The sequence below is a fragment of the Streptomyces chartreusis genome (assembly GCF_008704715.1).
Taxonomy (GTDB): Bacteria; Actinomycetota; Actinomycetes; order Streptomycetales; family Streptomycetaceae; genus Streptomyces; species Streptomyces chartreusis.
Genome location: NZ_CP023689.1, coordinates 2,911,182 through 2,930,125, shown reverse-complemented (window position 1 = coordinate 2,930,125; position 18,944 = coordinate 2,911,182). Strand labels below are relative to the sequence as shown.

Below are 18,944 nucleotides of genomic sequence, written 5' to 3'. Positions count from 1 at the left end.
TACGCCCATGAAGTAGCGACGGTCCGGACGCAACCCGGACCTAAAAGGAGCGAAGTGGCTAAGGTCCGGGTATACGAACTCGCCAAGGAGTTCGGTGTGGAGAGCAAGGTCGTCATGGCCAAGCTCCAGGAACTCGGTGAATTCGTCCGTTCGGCGTCTTCGACCATCGAAGCGCCCGTCGTCCGCAAACTGACGGACGCCCTCCAGCAGGGCAGCGGAGGCGGCAAGTCCGCCCCCGCGCGCAAGGCTGCCCCGGCGAAGCCGGGAGCCCCCTCTCCGGCACAGGCGGCCCGTCCGGCGCCGCCGCGCCCGGCTGCCCCCAAGCCGGCCGCCGAGAAGCCCGCGGCCCCGGCCGCGCCGGCCTCTTCCGGCCCCCGTCCCACCCCGGGCCCGAAGCCCGCGCCGCGGCCCGCCCCGGCGTCCCCGGCTCCGAGCGCGCCCGAGTTCACGGCACCGCCGGCGGCTCCCGCCGCTCCTGCCGCCTCTCAGGGCCAGGGTCAGAGCGGCCAGGGTCAGGGCTCCGGCCCGCGTCCGGGCGCCCCGCGTCCGGCCGGCCAGGCGCCGCGTCCCGGCGCCCCGCGTCCGGGTGGTCAGGGTGGCCAGGGCCGTGGTGACCGCGGTGACCGCGGCGACCGTCCCGGCGCTCCGCGCCCGGGTGGCGGCGCCCCGCGTCCCGGTGCCCGTCCGGCCGGTCCCCGTCCGGGCAACAACCCGTTCACCTCTGGTGGCTCCACCGGCATGGCGCGCCCGCAGGCGCCCCGTCCGGGCGGCGCTCCGCGTCCCGGCGGCCCCGGTGGCGCCGGCGCGCCCGGCGGCGCTCCGCGTCCGCAGGGTCAGGGCGGTCCCCGTCCCCAGGGTCAGGGCGGTCCCCGTCCGCAGGCTCCGGGCGGCTCCCGTCCCTCGCCGGGCGGCATGCCCCGTCCGCAGGGCGGCGGCCCGCGTCCCGGCGGCGGCCCCGGTGGCCCGCGTCCCAACCCCGGCATGATGCCGCAGCGTCCGGCTGCCGGCCCGCGTCCCGGCGGTGGCCCCGGCGGTGGCCGTGGTCCCGGTGGCGGTGGCCGTGGTCCCGGTGGCGGCGGTCGTCCCGGCGGTGGCGGCGGCTTCGCCGGCCGTCCCGGTGGCGGCGGCGGTGGCGGTTTCGCCGGTCGTCCCGGTGGTCCCGGTGGCGGTGGCGGCGGTTTCGCCGGCCGTCCGGGTGGTCCCGGCGGTGGCGGCGGTGGCCGTCCCGGCTTCGGCGGTCGTCCCGGTGGTCCGGGCGGTCGTGGTGGCACGCAGGGCGCCTTCGGTCGTCCTGGTGGTCCCGCGCGCCGTGGCCGCAAGTCGAAGCGTCAGAGGCGCCAGGAGTACGAGGCCATGCAGGCCCCGTCGGTCGGCGGCGTGATGCTGCCTCGCGGCAACGGCGAGTCCATTCGCCTGTCGCGCGGTGCGTCGCTCACCGACTTCGCGGAGAAGATCAACGCCAACCCGGCGTCGCTCGTCGCGGTCATGATGAACCTCGGCGAGATGGTCACGGCCACGCAGTCCGTCTCCGACGAGACGCTGCACCTCCTCGCCGGCGAGATGAACTACACCGTTCAGATCGTCAGCCCCGAGGAGGAGGACCGCGAGCTGCTCGAGTCCTTCGACATCGAGTTCGGCGAGGACGAGGGCGACGAGGACGACCTGGTGGTCCGTCCGCCCGTCGTCACCGTCATGGGTCACGTCGACCACGGTAAGACCCGACTCCTCGACGCCATCCGCAAGACGAACGTCATCGCGGGCGAGGCCGGCGGCATCACCCAGCACATCGGTGCCTACCAGGTCTCGACCCAGGTCAACGACGAGGACCGCGCGATCACCTTCATCGACACCCCGGGTCACGAGGCGTTCACCGCCATGCGTGCCCGTGGTGCCCGGTCGACGGACATCGCGATCCTGGTCGTCGCGGCCAACGACGGCGTCATGCCGCAGACGGTCGAGGCGCTCAACCACGCCAAGGCGGCCGACGTCCCGATCGTCGTCGCGGTCAACAAGATCGACGTCGAGGGTGCCGACCCGACCAAGGTGCGCGGTCAGCTCACCGAGTACGGGCTGGTGGCCGAGGAGTACGGCGGCGACACCATGTTCGTCGACATCTCTGCCAAGCAGGGTCTGCACATCGACTCCCTGCTGGAGGCCGTGGTCCTCACCGCGGACGCCTCGCTCGACCTGCGGGCCAACCCGAACCAGGACGCGCAGGGCATCTCGATCGAGTCCCGTCTCGACCGCGGCCGCGGTGCCGTGGCGACGGTCCTCGTCCAGCGAGGCACGCTGCGGGTCGGCGACACGATGGTCGTGGGCGACGCCTACGGTCGCGTGCGCGCCATGCTCGACGACAACGGCAACAACGTCGCCGAGGCCGGTCCCTCGACGCCGGTTCAGGTCCTGGGCCTGACCAACGTCCCGGGTGCGGGCGACAACTTCCTGGTGGTCGACGAGGACCGTACGGCCCGTCAGATCGCCGAGAAGCGCGCCGCCCGTGAGCGCAACGCCGCGTTCGCCAAGCGCACGCGTCGTGTCTCCCTCGAGGACCTGGACAAGGTGCTCAAGGCCGGTGAGGTCCAGCAGCTCAACCTCATCATCAAGGGTGACGCCTCCGGTTCGGTCGAGGCTCTCGAGTCCTCGCTGCTCCAGCTGGACGTCGGCGAAGAGGTCGACATCCGCGTCCTGCACCGCGGCGTCGGTGCGGTCACGGAGTCCGACATCGACCTGGCCATGGGCTCCGACGCCATCGTCATCGGCTTCAACGTGCGCGCCGCCGGGCGTGCGCAGCAGATGGCCGAGCGCGAAGGCGTGGACGTCCGGTACTACTCGGTCATCTACCAGGCGATCGAGGAGATCGAGGCGGCCCTCAAGGGCATGCTCAAGCCGGAGTACGAAGAGGTCGAGCTCGGTACGGCGGAGATCCGCGAGGTCTTCAAGTCGTCCAAGCTGGGCAACATCGCGGGTGTTCTCATCCGCTCCGGCGAGGTCAAGCGCAACACCAAGGCGCGCCTGGTCCGCGATGGCAAGGTCATCGCGGAGAACCTCAACATCGAGGGTCTGCGTCGCTTCAAGGACGACGTCACCGAGATCCGCGAAGGCTACGAGGGTGGTATCAACCTCGGAAACTTCAACGACATCAAGGTCGACGACGTCATCGCGACGTACGAGATGCGCGAGAAGCCGCGCGTCTGATCCCAGCACGCGATCGGGGCCGGTCGGCGGCAGTTCCCTCAGGGAAACTCCGTCGATCGGCCCCGGCCGTTGCGTGTACGGTTCCCGTATCGGCGTCGAAGCGTGGCGCCCGTACCCCGAACCGGCGGGACATCCGGATACACATATGTATGTGGGGACTCTGTCCTTCGACCTTCTCCTCGGCGACGTCCACTCGCTCAAGGAGAAACGCTCTCTCGTCCGTCCGATCGTGGCCGAGCTCCAGCGCAAGTACGCGGTGAGTGTGGCGGAGACGGGCAACCAGAACCTCCATCGCAGGGCCGAGATCGGGCTCGCGATGGTCTCCGGGGACACGGGACACCTCTCCGACGTACTGGACCGCTGCGAGCGGCTGGTCGCCGGGCGGCCCGAGGTGGAACTGCTCTCGGTTCGACGCAGGCTCCACAGCGACGAAGACTGAAGCAAGAAGTAAGCACTTAAGGAGACGGACCAGTGGCCGACAACGCGCGCGCCAAGAGGCTGGCGGACCTCATCCGAGAGGTGGTGGCCCAGAAGCTGCAGCGCGGGATCAAGGACCCGCGGCTCGGCTCGCACGTCACCATCACGGACACCCGCGTCACGGGTGACCTGCGGGAGGCGACCGTCTTCTACACGGTGTACGGGGACGACGAGGAGCGGGCGGCCGCGGCCGCCGGTCTGGAGAGCGCCAAGGGCGTGCTCCGCTCCGCCGTCGGTGCTGCGGCCGGTGTGAAGTTCACGCCGACGCTGACCTTCGTGGCCGACGCCCTGCCGGACAACGCCCGCACCATCGAGGACCTCCTCGACAAGGCGCGCCAGTCCGACGCGAAGGTGCGCGAGGTCTCGGCCGGCGCCACCTACGCCGGTGAGGCGGACCCGTACAAGAAGCCGGGTGAGGACGAGGACGACGCCGCCGAATGACCGAGAAGAACCGGACGCCCGACGGGCTTGTCATCGTCGACAAGCCGTCGGGCTTCACCTCGCACGACGTGGTCGCCAAGATGCGCGGCATCGCGCGCACCCGTCGCGTCGGGCACGCGGGCACCCTGGACCCCATGGCGACGGGCGTGCTCGTCCTCGGCGTCGAGCGGGCCACCAAGCTGCTCGGTCACCTCGCGCTGACCGAGAAGGAGTACCTGGGCACCATCCGCCTGGGCCAGAACACCGTCACCGATGACGCCGAGGGCGAGATCACGGGGTCCAGCGACGCCTCGAAGGTCACCCGCGACGCCATCGACGCCGGGATCGCCAAGCTGAGCGGCGACATCATGCAGGTGCCGTCCAAGGTCAGCGCCATCAAGATCGACGGGGTGCGCTCCTACAAGCGGGCACGGGAGGGCGAGGAGTTCGAGATCCCGGCCCGCCCGGTCACCATCTCGTCCTTCGCCGTGTACGACGTCCGGGAGGCCGTCGCCGACGACGGCACCGCGGTCCTCGACCTGGTCGTCTCGGTGGTCTGCTCCTCGGGCACGTACATCCGGGCCCTCGCCCGGGACCTCGGTGCCGATCTGGGCGTCGGCGGCCACCTCACGGCGCTGCGCCGCACCCGCGTCGGGCCCTACAAGCTGGACTCCGCCAAGACGCTGGACCAGCTCCAGCAGGAGCTCACGGTGCTGCCGATCGCCGAGGCCGCCACCGCTGCCTTCCCGCGCTGGGACGTGGACGGCCGGCGTGCCCGGCTGCTCACCAACGGGGTGCGCCTCGACATGCCCGACGAGTACGCGGGCTCCGGGCCGGTGGCCGTCTTCGACCCCGAGGGGCGCTTCCTCGCGCTCGTCGAGGAGCAGAAGGGCAAGGCCAAGAGCCTGGCCGTGTTCGGCTGAGGCACCCGCTCCTTCGAGAGCCTGCCCGTGGAGCGGCGGTCACGGGGTCGTCCTCTGCCCGCCGCTCCACGGTCCCCCCTCGGTTCCCCCACCTCTAGGGTGTATCCAACGACCCCCGCCTATTCACCCGTCCGGGCAGGCGCTCGGAGTGAACCGAGGGAGCGGAAGGGGGCGCGTTCGCCACGTGATCTGTCCCGCTGATCATCGGGCCCCTACCGTCGGGAAAAGGACGGGGGCAGATCAGCGAACGGGCGCGGCGCGGGGAGGTTCGACAATGGCGGGACGGGGCCCCCGGGCGGGCGACGCCCACCGGACGTCGGAGGGTACACGGCACGAGGACCGGTGGGGCGAGCGGGACGACGGCACGCAGGACGCGCGCCGCTCCGATTCCCGCGACGACGCCCTGGTCCGCATCCACGACCTGGCCGGCCGGCCCCGGGGCCTCGGCTTCGTGGCCGATCACCACGGCACCGTCGTCACCAGCCACGAGGCCGTCGACGGTCTGCCCCGGCTGGTCCTGCTCGCAGCGGGCGGCGACCGCAGCTGTGTGGTGCCGGCGAGCGCGGTGACCTCGTTGCCCGAACTTGACCTGGCCCTCGTGCGTACCGAGGGACTGGGCGTGGACCCCTTGCCGGTGACCGGGCGCGAACGGATCGAGTGCGGCGCCTACGTGCGGATCGCGGCCGGTGGCTGGCGGGAGGCCAGGGTCCTGGGCACGACGTCCGCGACCTACACGGCGACGGACCGCGTCCATCTCCTCGGCCACGCCCTGGAGTTGGCGGTCGGCACGGCAGGACGGGACGCCCTGCGCCTCGGTGGCGGCGCTGCCGGAGGGCCTGTACTCGACGCCGGGACCGGCGCCGTCGTCGGCGTCCTCGGCACCGCCCTGCAGTCCGGCCAGCGCGACGCCGGATTCGCCGTACCGCTGTGCCCGCCTCCGGACGGGCCGCTGGCCGAGCTGCTCGCCGAGAACGCGGCGACGGTGCCCGCGTACGGCACCGACCTGAACCTCGCGGGCGTCCTGGAACTGACGGCCACCTCCGTCGGGCAGGACGGCCCGCCCGGGACGCTGGCGGGCTATGTGGGCCGGGCGGACGCCGGGGGAGCGGGAGCCGTGGACCCGGTCGAACGGGCCGCCACGGCAAGGGAGTTCGAGGCCTTCGCCGACAGCCGCGCCTCGGTGCTGGCCCTGGTCGGGCCGCCGGGCAGCGGCCGTACGACGGAACTCGCGGCCCTCGCCGCCCGCCGCAACCGCGGGCCGAGCCCCGCTCCCACGCTGTGGCTGCGCGGCGCCGACCTCAAGGACGAGGACGCGTCGGTGGCCGACGCCGCGCGCAGGGCGCTGGCCAGGGCCGCCCGTATCGTCGCCGCCCCGTCCGACCTCTCCACCCTCGGCGACACGACCCCGGAGCGCCTGGCCCGGCTCGCCCTCGACACCGGCCGCCCGCTCCTGCTGCTCCTGGACAGCCCCGAGGAAATGCCTCCCGTGCTGGCCCACCGCCTCACGGACTGGACGGACGGCACGGCCCAGTGGCTGCGGGAGACGGGCGCACGACTGATGGTGGCGTGCCGGGCGGAGTACTGGGAGACGGCGGGGGCGGAGTTCCCGGGGGAGATGCTGTACGAGGGCCGCCACGAGGCGGAGGCCGAGATCTTCCCGGCCCGTCCGGCGTTTGAGGGCGAGGCCGTTCAGGCCGATGGAGGTCCGGGGGCGGAGCCCCTGGGCGGGGGCGGGACAACCCCACGGTTCCCGGCGTGCGTACGGCTCGCCGACCTCACCCCGGACGAGGCCCGCCAGGCACGCGCCCGTTACGGCATCCCGGAAGGCGCCCTCGCCGAACCCGATGCCCGCCACCCCCTCACCCTGCGCCTGCTCTCCGAGGTCCGCGCCGCCCTCCCCGGCACACCCGCCCCACCCGCCGCCGACCGGGACGACGTCCTCTCCGCGTACCTCGACCTCATGTGCCTGCGCATCGCCGTCCGTCTCGCCGCCGAGAACGGCCTGCGCGGCACCGCCGTGCGCCGCCTCGCCGCGAAGGTCTCCGGGCAGGTCCACGAGGCCGCCCGCCGCAGCCTCGGCCCCGGGCAGGGCGAGCTGGACCGGGCGTCCTTCGAAGCCGTGTTCCCCTGGGGTCCCGCCCCCGCGTGGTTCGGCGGCGGCACCGGCTGGGCGTCCGCCGTCCTCACCGAGGGCCTCCTGGTCCCCGCCGGCACCGGCTACCGCTTCGCCCACGAGGAGCTCGCCGACTGGATCCAGGGCATGCACCTCGACCTCGACGAGGCCCTGGACGCCCTGGTCCACCGCAACCGCATCCACCCCGGCACCACGCACCCCCTCCCCGTGCCGCGCCACCGGATCGGCCCCGTCGTCCAGGCCCTCCTGCTGATCCCGCGGTACCACGGCACCTGTCAACTCTCCCGCCGGCTGCAGGAGTTGACGCACGCGCTGGACGCCGACCGGCACTCCTGGTGGGCCGCCCGGCTCCTCACCGAGACCCTGCTGCGGGTCCCCGACGCGACGCCGTACCTGGACGTGCTGCACCTGCTCACCGACCGGCTCGTGACCTGGCGCCGGCACCACCGGTCCGTGTCCCGCGAGTTCGGCCCGCACTTCTGGACCGCGCTGCCGCTCCCGGAGAGCGAGCGGCTCGACCTGCTGCGCCGCCTCGTCCTCGCCGACGGCCCGCCGACCGACGCCGACGACCCCGGCCACCCCCGGTACCTCGACGCCGTGGCCCGGCTCCTCGCCGCCGACCCCACAGCCGTACAACGCCTTCTCACGCGCTGGTTCGACGACGACCGTCCGCTGCCCGCGACCCCGCACGCGACCGTCGCGTGCGCCGCGCAGGCGCTGCTGCACACGCACCGGCACCGCGCCCTGGACGACCTCACCGAGACGCTCGTGGACAGCGCGCACCGCAAGGCCGACGAACTGCTCGCCGTGCTGTCCGAGGACGAGACGTCCGCCGTCTGCCGGGCCGTCGACCGCTGGGCCCACGACGAGCGGCCCGCCCGACGGGTAGCCGCGGTGGCGTACGGACTGCGGGTCGCCCCGCACGTCCGGAGCGAGGCCGACCTGGAGCTGCTGCGCTACGCCGCCCTCGCCCTGCTCGCCCGCCCCGACGACTGCACCCTGCACGGCGGCGCGCTCGCCCTTCTCGTACGGGATCCGCGCACGCGTGCCCGTCATCTCCCGCAGGCGCTCGCGCACTTCGCGGCGGCCGACCCGCAGTTCCCGGCCAGTGCCCTGGTCGCCGCCCTGGCCACCCACACCGAGCCGGTCCTCGAAGCCTTCCGGGCCCGGCTGCACCGGCCGGGCGCCGGGGACGCGCTGCGCACCCTCGCCGACGTCACCACGCCCGCCCTCGCCCGCCGGGTCGCCGCCCTCGTCCAGGAGGCCGTGGAGCGGCAGCCGGGAACCGCGGCCGACATGGCGGCCTACGTCGACCGGCGCCTGGACCAGGGCCCGAGCGCCCGTGCCGTACTCCTCCCGCTGGTCACCGGCCTGCTCGACGGCGGCGCCGAACACGTGCGGGCCGCCCTCGCCGCCGTACTCGCCACCCCCGGCACGGCAGCGTCCCGTCCGCTCCGCCGCGAGCTGCGTGAATTCCTCCTCGCCCACGAACGCGCACCCGTCGTGCTGGACGCCTTCCTGCACGCGACCGTCCAGGAGGGCGCGGAGCGGCCGGACGACGATCTGCGCGGCCTGGTCCACCACACCGGCCTGCTGCTCGTCCGCACCCCGGACGGCGCGGCCCGCTTCGACCGCGGCCTGGTCGACCTGGGCCGGCACGTCCCGGGCTTCGCCGTGCGGGTCGCCGGCTGGCTGACCGACACCCCGCAGGACTGGTCGGCCGTGGTGGGCCCCAGTACCCGGCGGATGATCGAGAACCTGGCCGGTGTGCGGGTCCCCGCCTGACCACCGCCGCGGCACGTGCACCCCGTCACAGCGTCCATGCCGATGCGGGCGGGGAGCCCCCGGCATGGCACCCTTAGACCTGCGTAAGACCGTATGAGCAAAGACGGACACGGGTTCGACGAGTTTGCGACAAGGAGCAGGCACAGTGCAGCGCTGGCGTGGCTTGGAGGACATCCCCCAGGACTGGGGGCGCAGCGTCGTCACCATCGGCTCCTACGACGGAGTCCACCGCGGGCACCAGCTGATCATCCGGCATGCCGTGGACCGCGCCCGTGAGCTGGGAGTTCCCGCGGTCGTCGTCACCTTCGACCCGCACCCCAGCGAGGTCGTCCGCCCCGGCAGCCACCCGCCCCTGCTCGCCCCGCACCACCGCCGCGCCGACCTGATGGCCGAGCTGGGCGTGGACGCGGTGCTGATCCTGCCCTTCACGACCGAGTTCTCGAAGCTGTCGCCGGCCGACTTCGTCGTCAAGGTCCTGGTCGACAAGCTGCACGCCAAGGCGGTCGTCGAGGGCCCGAACTTCCGCTTCGGGCACCGCGCGGCGGGCAATGTGGAGTTCCTCGCCGAGCAGGGCAAGGTCTACGACTTCGAGGTCGAGGTCGTAGATCTGTACGTGACCGGCGAGGCGGGCGGCGGCGAGCCGTTCTCCTCCACGCTGACCCGGCGCCTGGTCGCCGAGGGCGATGTCGCCGGCGCCGCCGAGATCCTCGGCCGCCCGCACCGCGTGGAGGGCGTCGTCGTCCGTGGTGCCCAGCGGGGCCGTGAGCTCGGCTTCCCGACCGCCAACGTCGAGACGCTGCCGCACACCGCCATCCCCGCCGACGGCGTCTACGCCGGCTGGCTGCACGCCCAGGGCGAGATCATGCCGGCTGCGATCTCCGTCGGCACGAACCCGCAGTTCGACGGCACCGAGCGCACGGTGGAGGCGTACGCCATCGACCGCGTCGGGCTCGACCTGTACGGCCTGCACGTGGCGGTGGACTTCCTCGCCTATGTGCGCGGCCAGGAGAAGTTCGAGTCGCTGGACGCGCTGCTGAAGGCGATGGCAAAGGACGTGCAGCGCTGCCGGGAACTGATCGAGAACGCCACCTGACAGGTACGGCGGACACGACTTCCACGCCTGATACGACGAAGGGCCGGCACCGTGGGGTGCCGGCCCTTTCGTGTTGTCGTACGTCCGCTACTGCTGGGTCCAGCCCGGCGGCACGGAGCCCTGCTGACCCTGCTGGCCCTGTTGCGGATCCTGCGGGGGCGCCTGCTGCTGCCAGCCCTGGCCCGGCGCGGGCTGCTGCGGGGCCTGCTGGCCCCAGCCCTGACCGGGCTGCGGGGCGCCGCCGGGCTGGGCGTAGGGCTGCTGGGGTTGCTGCTGCGGCTGCTGGGCCGGGTAGCCCTGCTGCGGCTGCTGCTGGTACTGCATGTTCGGGTTGCCGAAGCCCTGCTGGGTACGGGCGATGTCCTCGGCGATGAGCGCCGCGAGGTCGAAGTAGGCCTCACGGGTCTTCGGGCGCATCATGTCGAGGTCCACCTCGGCGCCCGCCGAGAGGTGCTCGTCGAAGGGGATCACGACGACACCGCGGCAACGGGTCTCGAAGTGCGCGACGATGTCCTCGACCTTGATCATCTTGCCCGTCTCGCGGACACCGGAGATCACCGTGACCGAACGCTGGACGAGGTCGGCGAAGCCGTTCGCCGACAGCCAGTCGAGGGTCGTCGAGGCGCTGCTCGCACCGTCCACCGACGGGGTGGAGATGATGATGAGCTGGTCGGCGAGGTCCAGCACACCGCGCATGGCGCTGTAGAGCAGACCGGTACCGGAGTCCGTGAGGATGATCGGGTACTGGCGGCCCAGCACGTCGAGCGCGCTGCGGTAGTCCTGGTCGTTGAACGTGGTGGAGACCGCCGGGTCCACGTCGTTGGCGATGATCTCCAGGCCCGAGGGGGCCTGCGAGGTGAAGCGGCGGATGTCCATGTAGCTGTTCAGCTGCGGGATCGCCTGGACCAGGTCACGGATGGTGGCACCGGTCTCGCGCCGCACACGTCGGCCGAGCGTGCCGGCGTCCGGGTTGGCGTCGATCGCGAGGATCTTGTCCTGCCGCTCGGTGGCGAGGGTCGCGCCCAGCGACATGGTCGTCGTGGTCTTGCCGACGCCGCCCTTGAGGCTGATGACCGCGATCCGGTAGCAGGACATCACCGGCGTACGGATCAGACCGAGCTTGCGCTCCCGCTCCGCCTGCTCCTTCTTGGCACCGAGCTTGAAGCGGGACGGGCCCTGGTTGTTCTTGCGGGCCTTCGGCTGGTTGCGCAGCAGACGGTCCGAGGACAGCTCCACCGCGGCGTTGTAGCCGAGCGGGGTGCCGGGCGCCGCTTGCTGCTGCTGGGGCGCACCGGGTCCGGCCTGCGGGCCGGGCGGGGCGCTCCAGCCCTGGTTGCCGTAGGCGGCGGGGTTCTGCTGGGCCGGGTTCTGCGGGGGCTGGGGCTGCGGGGCCTGCTGCTGGGGCTGAGGCTGGGCCTGCGGCTGAGGCTGCGGTTGGGCCTGCGGCTGCGGCTGGGGCTGCGGTTGGGCCTGGGGCTGCTGCTGGGGCGCCTGCTGCTGCGGCTGGCCGGGCTGCTGCGGGTAGCCGTAACCGGGCTGCTGCTGCGGCTGCTGGGGCGGGTAGCCGTAGCCGGGCTGTGCCTGCTGCTGGGGGTAGCCGTAGCCGTCGGGCTGGGACTGGCCCTGCTGGGGGTGCGCGGGCTGCTGCGGCTGGGCAGGGTGGGGCTGGCCCGGGTGCTGCTGCGGCTGCGGGGCCTGCTGCTGTGCCTGCTGGGGGTAGCCGTATCCGGGGCCCTGCGGCGGTACGGGCTGCTGCGGGTAGCCGGGCTGCTGCGCCGCCTGGCGCGGGTCGACCGGCGCGGGCTGTCCGGCCTGTGCGGGGTAGCCGGGCTGCGGCTGGGCCGGGCCGAACCCGCCCTGCGGCGGGGCCTGATGGGCAGGCTGACCGGGCTGACCGGGCTGGTCGGGGTGGGGCTGGGGCTGGGCCTGGGGGTAGCCGTAGCCGGCTTGGCCGGCGGCAGCGGCGGCCGCCGCCTGCGGGTCCGGGTGGCCCGCACCCTGCTGCGGGTGCGCGGGCACGAAGCCCTGCGGCAGCGGGGGGAGTCCCTGGCCGGTCTGCTGCTGCGGGGGGACCTGGCCGACGGGCTGCTGCGGCTGTGCCTGGGGCTGCTGCTGCGGCTGCTCGGGAGCCTGGCCGGTGGCCTGTGCGTGCGGCTGCTGAGCCTGCTGCTGCGCGTCCTGGGCCGTCGGCAGGGTCGCCGGGGCGGGCGGCGTCGGAGCTGCCTGGGCCTCCGGCTCGGGCTGGGGCTCGGGCTCCGGTTCCGCCGTCGCCGGTGCCGCCTCGGCGTCGGCCTGCGCGGGGGAGTCCGCGTCGGGCCGGACCTGTGCGGGCTCGTCGTCCCCGGCGCCGGACACCGGCCCGGTGGCGTCGCCCGGCTCCGTCTCGTCGGCGCGCTCCTCCTCCGGCTCGTCGTCATCGGCGCCGCCGAACAGCCGGGCCGCCTCCGCGTCCGCGGCGGCGTGGTTCAGCTCGACCTCGGGCTGCTGCGCCACCGGCGGTACGGGCGTGGGCTGTTCCGGAGCGGGCGCTGCCGGGACGCCGGCCGCCGGAGTGGCGGTCGGGGCCGGGGCGGCGGCCTGGGCGTCGTCGTCGACGGGACGCAGCACCGGGAAGCCGGGCGCGGCGGGGGCGGCCGACGGCGGCTGCACGGGCGCGGGTGCGGCGGGCGGCGGCGTGGGCGTGGCGGCAGGGGCGGGCGGCTGGGCAGGCGTGTGCTGCTGAGGCACACCGAAACCGCCGGAGGTGTCCTGGCCCGGCTGGGGCGTGCCGTAGCCACCGGAGGTGTCCTGACTCGGCTGAGGCGTGCCGAATCCGCCGGAGGTGTCCTGACTCGGCTGAGGCGTGCCGAATCCGCCGGACGTGTCCTGGCCCTGCGGCGGCGTGCCGGTCGCGGGCTGCTGGGGGTAGCCGTAGCCGCCGGAGGTGTCCTGACCGGGCTGAGGCGCGGCGAAGCCACCCGACGTGTCCTGGCCCGGCTGCGGCGCACCGGCTCCCTGCTGCGGGTAGCCGTAACCGCCGGCCGCGGGGGACTGCTGCTGCGGGAAGCCGTAGCCGCCCTGCTGGCCCGCGGGCGTGCCCTGGGCCGGGGTGGGCTGGGACGGCTGGGCGGGCTGCTGCGACGGGACGCCGAAGTTCTGGGGCTGCGCCGGTGCGGGAGTTCCCGGCGGCCCCTGCGCCGGTACGCCGGGCGGCCCGTTGGGGGTGCCGACGGGTGGCCCGGTCGGGGGTGGTGGTGAGCTCTGGCCGGCGTCCTGTCCGCCTCCGGAGGAGCCACCCTGCGTGCTTTGGGCGTACCAGGCGGGAGGTGTGTAGACGATTTCGAACTCGCCCGTGAGATCCACCTCGTGATCGTCCCCGTCCGAGGAAGGGCTCCCGCCGTTGTACTCGGACCGATCCCTGTTCACTGCTTGCCTCCTGGTCAGCCACTGCTGCTGAGCGTGTCGTCGTCGCGGTCGGGCGGACCGAGTGGCGAGTCCCACGCGACTGCGATCGTCACCGCACCACCAGAAGCCTAATCACTCGCATGGCGCTACGGAAAAGCCCCCATGGGCGCGGACGGTATAGCGCCGGGTGCCTGGACGGAAGAGTCTGCTGGGTGTGGGCGGAACGCCCGCCGGGCGCGGCGCAGTTCGCGGTCCGCGCCCGTCGACGACGACGGTCAGTCCATGCGGCGGGCCACACCGAGCAGGCCCGTCTCGGCATCGGTGGGCTCGGTCATCACGAACTTCTGGTGCTTGCGGGTGCACCACAGCGCCACCCCGTCGTGCAGGGTCGGCAGGTGCTGGAGCTGGTCCTCGGGGATGCCCAGCGTGTCCCGTACGGCCTCGGTCTCGTAGGGCGAAATGCGCTGAATACCCACGAGATGGGCCTGCGAGAGCCAGCGGGGCGCGTGCTCGCTGACGAAGGGGAGCACCGTCACGACGGCCTGCCACGGCACGGACGTCACACGACCGCGCGGCGGACGGATGCCGCAGTCCCGGAACAGCACGACCGGACTCGACACGGACGGACCCTGCGCGGGCACCCGGCCCACCGGGTAGACCGTCACACACTGCTGACCGCCACCCGCCGCCTGGGCCAACTGCTGCCAGGCCTGCGGACGACCGGTCTCGACACCCACGCGCGCGCCCGTCGCGGCGGCGCGCAGCGCCAGCACCTGGGCGAGCCACAGGCCGCCCACGAGCACGACGTCGAAAGGGGTCGGGCGGGACAGCCCGAGCACGGCCGGGTGCGACTCGGGGTCGGTGCCGATGATCACGCCGTCGTCTCCGAGCGGCATGCTGATCGCCGCGAGTTCGTCGGCGGTGACGACATGGCGGTTGCGGCGGGGACCGCGCAGCCCGAAACCGGGGCTGAAGATGCGGCGTTGCTGCTGCGGCGGCTCCGGCTGCCGGATGATCGGGATCATGCCGGTGTCGGTGGGCGAGGCCACGTGGGCCGGCGGGCGTGCGGGGTTACGGCCCTGCTGTCCCGGCGCGGTCGGTGCGGGGTGGGACATCAGTACGTACCTCCGAGCGGCAGAGTGGCGAGTGCTCCGGGGACCTGCTCCCGGTCGAGACGGACCAGGCCGACCTTCGATGCGCTCGCGGCCCGCTCCAACTCCCGTCCCACCTCGCCGAGTTCGCTGTCGCCGCGGGCGGTGACGCGGATGTGGCCGGTGAGTGAGACACCGCGGTTGCCGGCCTTGCTCAGGGTCATGCTGAACGTCGTGGCGAGCACCGGCAGCGAGGTGAACCGCGTCACCAGCTCCGGCAGCGACGCACCGCCGCTGCCCAACTGCGGCCAGCGGGACACCCAGTACGTGGTGTGCCACCGGTCGTCGACCCGCCAGGTGCGCACCGCCTCGACCGTACGGCGCTGGGTCCGGCCGTCCTGCCCGTGCTGCGCGTTGGCGCGCGGGTTCAGGCAGCTGGAGGTCGCGAGGGCCTGCACGAGCTCGGTCTCGTCCAGGAGCGTCGCCTTGAACCCGGCACCGGCCAGCCGGCTCGCCAACTGGTCGGCCACGCGCAGCAGTGCGCGCTGCGCGCCGGGAACGCCGTCGCCGCGGGCCTGCACGGCCTCCGGGGACAGCTCCGGGTCGAGCTTGAGGGCGACCCAGGTGAGCCGCAGCGCGGGCGAACCGGCCTGCGTCTGGAGGGGGCCGTACGAACGCGCGGCGAGCGACTGCTGCGGCAGGTGCGGTGCGGGCGCGGGCTGCGTGTGCTGCACGACCTGCGCGGAGGCGAGGCGGATCCCGTCGACCTCCAGCGCGTCCTGGATCAGCCGCAGCGGCAGCTGACGCCCGGCGGCCCCGGGGCGCAGCGGCTGATCGGCCGGCTGGACGAAGAGGACGGCGGTCAGGAAGGTGCCGTCGCCGATCATGCCGACGGAGCGGTCGTCACGGGAGACGAAGGAGTACGTCCGCAGCGCGGGGTCGCACTCCACGACCGGCGCCAGCATCGCGTCGGTGCCGGGCGGGACGGGCAGCTTGGCGTCACGCTTGCGCTGTCGCAGCGCGCGCGTCGTGTCGTACCACTCGGGCAGCGGACGGCGGCCGCGGCGCAGAACCGCCATCAGGAGCAGCAGCGCCGCCACGGCACCGGCCGGAGCCAGCAGCCAGGAGGCGTCGGCGGCCCAGGCGACCAGCATGACCGCGGCCGCGAGCTCCACCAGGATCAGCTGCTGCAGCCGCACCGGGCCGAGACCGCCCGGGCGGGGCAGGGTGCGCGGCGACGCGGCGGCGGGGGCGGCGGGAGCAGGCGACGTACGTCTGCCGTTCGGCCCTCCCTGTTGCTGCTGTGCGCGGCGTCCGCGCCGAGTGCTCGTAGCGCTGGTCATCCCCCGGGACATCCCTTTCGCGAAGTATGGCCGTACGTAGGCGAGATCCTCTGTCCGGGATCCCGGCGACGGGCCAGGGGCACCGATGGCCCACAACATCCATGCGAGTGGCTCACGGTACCCGTTGCGGAACGCGAGGCGACACAGGGGACACCGAAACCCCAGGTGGTCCAGCCTGTCATGGACCGGGTTCGCCTGGTGGAGCGCTGTGGTGAAGCTCTGTGAAGATGCGGGGACGGCCGCGCACCTGATGAATCCCGCTCGCGCGGCGCAGGGCATAGTAGGTGCCTGCGCGACGCGCGCGACCGCATGAGCACGGTCGGGTCATCACAAACGCGATCGAGTGCCGCGAACTGCCGCGGAGTACCGCATCGCGATCGAGCATCACAAACGGGAGAAACGGGGACCATGGCAAAGCAGCGTCGGGATGAGCTCGCCGCCTACACCTTCGCGCGCAAGCGCACCGTCGCGGCGTTCCTCGCGCCGTCGCCCGGTGGCTCGGAGGAGGGCGCGCCGCGTCCGGTCCGTACGGTGATGCCCAGCCTCGCGGTGGGTGTGGTGCTGGTGATCGGCTTCATCGCATGGGGCGTCATCAAGCCCACCGCGCCCAAGGGTTGGGACACTCCGGGCGAGTACATCATCGTGGACAGCGACTCCACGACGCGCTACGTCGTCCTCGACCCGAACCCGAAGGACGGCAAGGTGGAGAAGGTCCTCCACCCCGTCCTCAACTACGCCTCCGCCAAGCTCCTGCTCGACAAGGGCAAGGGCACCGTCCTCGAGGTCCCCGGCAAGGAGATCGACAAGAGCGGCATCCGGCACGGCGCGACGATCGGCATCCCGTACGCCCCCGACCGGCTGCCCTCCAAGGAGGACGCGGAGAAGGCCAAGACCTGGGCGGTGTGCGAGCGTCCGGCGCCGGGTTCGGAGGGGGCCATCGATCGCGCGGTCTTCGTCTTCGACTCCGACGACGCCAAGTCGCTGGGGAACTCGGGGAAGGTCGACCCGCTCGAGGCCCTGTACGTCAAGGACACCAAGACCTCGCGTGAGTACCTGGTCGACGGCAAGGGCAACCGGTTCCGGATGGGCGGCGAGTCGGGCCTGGGCGAAGTCGCCATGGAGCAGCTGCGTTCCGCCGTCATCGGAAGCAGCACCACGGCCAAGTCGCAGCCGGTGAGCCAGGAGTGGCTGAGCACCCTCAACGAGGGTGAGGACATCGACTTCCCGACGGTCCCGTCCGCCGGCGCCGCGACCTCGGTCCAGGGACTCTCCGGCGTGAGCACGGTCGGCCAGGTGCTGCGCGCCCGCGACGCGCAGACCGACGAGTTCTACGTCGTCCTCAAGGACGAGGTCGCCTCCATCACGCCGTTCGTCGCCGCCCTGCTGGTCGCCCATGACGGGTCCGCCCCCGTCAAGGCCAGTACCCCGGACATCATCAAGGCCAACGGCGGCCCGGCGGAGAGCTTCTACAAGGACAACGGCTGGCCCCAGGTCGTCCCGAAGCAGGCCAACTCCCAGGCCACGGCCTCCGGTGACGCCCGCCTCGCCTCGTGCAGCGTCTACACGGGCGAGTTCGGCACGGACAAGAAGCCGCAACTGGCCGCGTGGGCCGGGACGAACTACCCCAAGAAGGTCATCAGCGATTCGCTGAGCGCCTACGTGTCCTCCGGCTCAGGCCTCCTCTTCCAGGAGGTCGCCGGTACGGCCGCGGGCGGCGGCGCGCAGTACCTGCTGACGGACACGGGCCTGCGGTACTCCCTGCCCTCGACCAACGACAGCGAGGCGGAGAACGGCGACTCCGGCTCGTCCTCGGACTCGTCCGACGGCGGCTCGTCGCAGAACGGGCCGAGCGAGACCGACAAGGCGCGCACGCGGCTGGGCTACGAGGACCTGTCCAGCCCGTCGATCGTGCCGCAGACCTGGGCCACCTTCATCCCGAAGGGCCCGACGCTGGACACCACGAGCGCGACGCAGCCGCAGAGCCAGTGACACGCGCCGCCCACCGGCCCTCCGGTCATCGCCTCGACGGCCAACGGGCCGGTGGGCAAAGGCACTTGAAAGTAAGACGATGCACGGGTCACAGGATCGTCGCCCAAGTGTGTGAGCCGTGTAACTGATTGGCCTTGCCTGTGGTTGAGTGACAGGCTGACGATAGAGTGTTTGCAGCGCTCAAGCGTGCGAAGTACCTCCGGGCACCGGAACCAGGTTTCCCGGACAACGACGACATGGGGGAAGGTTCAACATGGCCGGCCAGTTCCGGGTAACAGAGGACGAACTCACCAAGCTCTCCGGTGACATCAGCACCGTGAACGGGTCGCTGCAGGGCGAGATCCGCCGCCTCAACGGAGTGATCGACCAGATCGCCGGCGGCTGGAAGGGCCAGGCGGCCCAGTCGTACCGCCAGCTGCAGGACCGTTGGAACGCCGACGCGAAGCGGATGAGCGACATCCTCAACGACATCAAGGAAGCCGTGGACTCCACGCGGAGCAACTACTCCGCGTCGGAAGAGCAGCAGAACTCCGAGATCAGCAAGATCATGTCGGACTTCGGCTGATCGAGCCGACCGGAATCCAGCGGAACCCTCCGGGCCTGACCGGAACTCTCCGGGCCTGACCGGAGTCAAGCGGTTCCGCCCGATTCTGTCTGATCCAGTCGATCCCGACTGAATCCACTGACTTCCCACGACTCTTCCTGAAAGGGAACGACGATGTCGATCCTCGTCAATTACGCAACGATCACCAACGCGTCCACGGACGTGAAGTCGACCGCCGGCCGTATCAAGCAGCAGCTCGACGACCTCGAGGCCGCCGTCAAGCGCGTCGCCAACTCCTGGGAGGGTGAGGCGCAGGAGGGCTACCAGCGCAAGCAGCGTGAGTGGGACCAGACCGCTGCCGACCTGCACGCCACCCTCCTGAAGATCTCCACGGCGCTCCAGAACGCCGCCGAGAACTACCAGGCCACGGAGAAGAGCAACGCCTCGACCTGGGGCTGAGCCCGTCGGCGACCCGAGGGACATGAGATGAAGGGAATCGGCCCAGCGGACGCCAAGGCGACCGCTGGGCCGACCTCTGCTTCGGGGCCGCCCACACCTCCTGCGGG

Annotated in this window: 12 protein-coding genes; 9 read left to right on the top strand and 3 right to left on the bottom strand. The window is 72.6% G+C overall.

Annotated features, from left to right (window positions below; genetic code table 11):
* Window positions 1-54: 54 nt before the first annotated feature.
* From infB to CP983_RS12115, 6 genes are all read left to right on the top strand, one after another.
* Window positions 55-3,195 carry a translation initiation factor IF-2 gene (gene infB / locus CP983_RS12140; RefSeq protein WP_150499602.1) on the top strand — a complete coding sequence of 1,047 codons (3,141 nt, stop codon included), beginning with the start codon at window positions 55-57 and terminating at the stop codon, window positions 3,193-3,195.
* A 145-nt stretch (window positions 3,196-3,340) separates the two neighbouring features.
* Complete coding sequence (locus tag CP983_RS12135) at window positions 3,341-3,634, top strand: DUF503 domain-containing protein (RefSeq protein WP_030944944.1); 294 nt, start codon at window positions 3,341-3,343, stop codon at window positions 3,632-3,634.
* Window positions 3,635-3,666: 32 nt separating this feature from the next.
* Window positions 3,667-4,113 (top strand): 30S ribosome-binding factor RbfA, encoded by a 447-nt coding sequence (gene rbfA / locus CP983_RS12130; RefSeq protein ID WP_150499601.1) that lies wholly within the window; start codon window positions 3,667-3,669, stop codon window positions 4,111-4,113.
* Window positions 4,110-5,015 (top strand): tRNA pseudouridine(55) synthase TruB, encoded by a 906-nt coding sequence (gene truB / locus CP983_RS12125; protein WP_107902248.1) that lies wholly within the window; start codon window positions 4,110-4,112, stop codon window positions 5,013-5,015. Before rbfA ends, truB begins: the two co-directional genes overlap by 4 nt.
* 274 nt (window positions 5,016-5,289) lie before the next feature.
* Window positions 5,290-8,934: a trypsin-like peptidase domain-containing protein gene (locus tag CP983_RS12120; protein WP_150499600.1), complete on the top strand. Its 3,645-nt coding sequence runs from the start codon at window positions 5,290-5,292 to the stop codon at window positions 8,932-8,934.
* Between the two features lie 145 nt (window positions 8,935-9,079).
* Entirely contained in the window at window positions 9,080-10,027 is a 948-nt protein-coding gene (locus tag CP983_RS12115; RefSeq protein ID WP_126904138.1) for a bifunctional riboflavin kinase/FAD synthetase, read from the top strand.
* 87 nt (window positions 10,028-10,114) lie between these two features.
* On the opposite strand, the gene CP983_RS12110 is transcribed toward CP983_RS12115, so the two are convergent.
* The 3 genes from CP983_RS12110 to eccE all read right to left on the bottom strand — a co-directional run bounded on the left by CP983_RS12110 (window position 10,115) and on the right by eccE (window position 15,845).
* The gene (locus CP983_RS12110; RefSeq protein WP_268256309.1) at window positions 10,115-13,432 is read right to left on the bottom strand and encodes an SCO5717 family growth-regulating ATPase; all 3,318 of its coding nucleotides are present in this window, start codon (window positions 13,430-13,432) and stop codon (window positions 10,115-10,117) included.
* Between the two features lie 254 nt (window positions 13,433-13,686).
* Complete coding sequence (locus tag CP983_RS12100; protein WP_107902239.1) at window positions 13,687-14,526, bottom strand: hypothetical protein; 840 nt, start codon at window positions 14,524-14,526, stop codon at window positions 13,687-13,689.
* Entirely contained in the window at window positions 14,526-15,845 is a 1,320-nt protein-coding gene (gene eccE / locus CP983_RS12095; protein ID WP_189749096.1) for a type VII secretion protein EccE, read from the bottom strand. Before eccE ends, CP983_RS12100 begins: the two co-directional genes overlap by 1 nt.
* A gap of 408 nt (window positions 15,846-16,253) precedes the next feature.
* Here eccE and eccB point away from each other — a divergent pair, with 408 nt between their 5' ends.
* The 3 genes from eccB (at window position 16,254) to CP983_RS12080 (ending at window position 18,837) form a co-directional block, all read left to right on the top strand.
* Window positions 16,254-17,834, top strand: a complete 1,581-nt coding sequence (gene eccB, locus CP983_RS12090; protein WP_150499598.1) for a type VII secretion protein EccB — start codon at window positions 16,254-16,256, stop codon at window positions 17,832-17,834.
* 253 nt (window positions 17,835-18,087) lie between these two features.
* Window positions 18,088-18,399, top strand: coding sequence for a WXG100 family type VII secretion target (locus CP983_RS12085; protein ID WP_030943862.1), 312 nt, complete (start codon window positions 18,088-18,090; stop codon window positions 18,397-18,399).
* Window positions 18,400-18,552: 153 nt separating this feature from the next.
* A complete protein-coding gene (locus CP983_RS12080) occupies window positions 18,553-18,837 on the top strand; it encodes a WXG100 family type VII secretion target (RefSeq protein ID WP_030943852.1) in 285 nt (94 codons plus the stop codon).
* Window positions 18,838-18,944 lie beyond the last annotated feature (107 nt).

Bases quoted from the DNA above. Each gene is read 5' to 3' on its own strand.
- CP983_RS12135 (WP_030944944.1), top strand. From the start codon at position 3,341: ATGTATGTGGGGACTCTGTCCTTCGACCTTCTCCTCGGCGACGTCCAC.
- CP983_RS12120 (WP_150499600.1), top strand. From the start codon at position 5,290: ATGGCGGGACGGGGCCCCCGGGCGGGCGACGCCCACCGGACGTCGGAG.
- truB (WP_107902248.1), top strand. From the start codon at position 4,110: ATGACCGAGAAGAACCGGACGCCCGACGGGCTTGTCATCGTCGACAAG.
- CP983_RS12085 (WP_030943862.1), top strand. From the start codon at position 18,088: ATGGCCGGCCAGTTCCGGGTAACAGAGGACGAACTCACCAAGCTCTCC.
- eccB (WP_150499598.1), top strand. From the start codon at position 16,254: ATGGCAAAGCAGCGTCGGGATGAGCTCGCCGCCTACACCTTCGCGCGC.
- CP983_RS12080 (WP_030943852.1), top strand. From the start codon at position 18,553: ATGTCGATCCTCGTCAATTACGCAACGATCACCAACGCGTCCACGGAC.
- CP983_RS12100 (WP_107902239.1), bottom strand. From the start codon at position 14,526: ATGTCCCACCCCGCACCGACCGCGCCGGGACAGCAGGGCCGTAACCCC.
- eccE (WP_189749096.1), bottom strand. From the start codon at position 15,845: ATGACCAGCGCTACGAGCACTCGGCGCGGACGCCGCGCACAGCAGCAA.